The 1,001-nt window shown below is 38.9% G+C and carries 2 protein-coding genes; both read left to right on the top strand.

Translation table 11 applies throughout. The features are described 5' to 3' along the window. Positions 1 to 655, top strand: a 655-nt coding sequence (locus tag ABR397_RS22805) for an endonuclease toxin domain-containing protein (RefSeq protein WP_455430666.1), incomplete at its 5' end; no start/stop codon positions are given. Then, a partial coding sequence (locus tag ABR397_RS22800; RefSeq protein ID WP_350307700.1) for a contact-dependent growth inhibition system immunity protein occupies positions 655 to 1,001 on the top strand: 347 nt, incomplete at its 3' end. The genes ABR397_RS22805 and ABR397_RS22800, both read left to right, overlap by 1 nt.

The following is a 1,001-nucleotide window of genomic DNA, read 5'->3' as shown; positions in this document are numbered from 1 at the left end:
TGTTGCAGATGCCATTGCGCCAGAAGCGGCTGTTGGAACAGGCGTTTTAGCGACTGGAACGGTAAAAGTATTAGGCAACACCCAGGAAGGTGTGAAGAATCTGGCAGAAGAGTTGAGTCATGCCTCAAAACCGCTTTTAAGAAATGATAAACCTAATATCAATACCGTAACTGGTTTGATGGAAAAAGATGCGTTGTATATAGAGCGCAACTCGGCAACAGCGACTGTCAGCGCCTCAGAAACCGGTATCCAATGGGGCAAGGGCAATACGAAGCAAGGTATGCCTTGGGAGGATTATGTGAGTACGCAACTCCCTGTAGGCTCCCGCTTACCGAAGAACTTTAAAACTTTTGATTACTATGACGAATCAACTAAAACGGCAATTAGTGTGAAAACCATGGATACACAAACGCTGTCAAAACTAACTAAACCTAATCAAATATACAGTTCTATCAAAGGTAATATTGATGATGCTACGAAATTCAAGGAATATACACTTTCTGATATGATTTTAGATTCAACAATGATTGCTAATAAAGAAATCCGATTAGCGGTTCCGGCAAATACAACAAAAATTCAATGGACAGAAATAAATCGGGCTATTGAATACGGGAAAAATCAGGGTATTAAGGTCACAGTGACACAGGTAAGATGATGATGTTTATAGAAAATCAAGATTATCGTGCCAGAGCTTATATGACAGACAAGTTCTTGGGTATTGACACATATTCGGGATTAGGAAGATCTGGACGAGATCCCATTTTTCCTTCTCATTTACTTTTACCTGATGCTGATGATAAGAGTATTGGCGAGAAAGTATTGCAGGCTTTATCTGATAGTAGAACACTGACAATAGGAGAATGTGCCACTTTTTTCGATCTTGAAAGAAGCAAAGAACAATATTCTGAATGGATAGCAATGTTGATGGAGCAATATGGTTATAAAACTAAACGAGTGTTATTCAAGAATATGAAAAGCTGTTCGATTCATGGTATTAATAG

It is taken from the genome of Photorhabdus viridis (assembly GCF_040256935.1).
Lineage (GTDB): Bacteria > Pseudomonadota > Gammaproteobacteria > Enterobacterales > Enterobacteriaceae > Photorhabdus > Photorhabdus viridis.
The sequence above is the reverse complement of the archived record's forward strand: the minus strand, read 5'-3'. Positions and strand labels throughout refer to the sequence as shown.